Consider the following 430-nt stretch of genomic DNA (forward strand, 5'->3'; position numbering starts at 1 on the left):
ATCGCATTCAGGCGATCGGACTGCTCTGCGTAGACACGGAACTGCGTCGGGATTTTTTCCAGTGCCAGCACGCGCGCCGCATCCTTGTCGCCACGGCGGAGCGCATCGATCGCTCCACCGATCCCATCCTTGATGATGAGGCTGCGCTGCTTGCCGGCTTCGCCCGCAATGCGCTCCTCTTCGGGCGTCGAAAACGGTAGGGCCAGATAGTCCTTCCACGCTTTCTCGCTGCTCTCAATCTGCGTTGCGATGCGGCCCAGCGCGTCCGCGCTCTTGGACGGATCGGGCTCGAAGATGGCGCGATCCAACGCGGTGCGTGCTTGCGCAAGCTTGGATTCGGCCAGCCCCAGCGCGCGCGTGGAAGGAGGGTTATTGGAGAAGGTTTCCTTGAGCGCTGCGTTGGAGCGCAGGTTGCCGACCAGTCCCAGCG

General features: G+C 63.5%; 1 protein-coding gene. It reads right to left on the bottom strand.

The window, feature by feature from the left end:
• A partial coding sequence (locus tag HOV91_RS41370) for a Tar ligand binding domain-containing protein (RefSeq protein WP_174190212.1) occupies positions 1-430 on the bottom strand: 430 nt, incomplete at both ends.

The organism is Nocardia barduliensis (assembly GCF_013315795.1).
Lineage (GTDB): Bacteria > Actinomycetota > Actinomycetes > Mycobacteriales > Mycobacteriaceae > Nocardia > Nocardia barduliensis.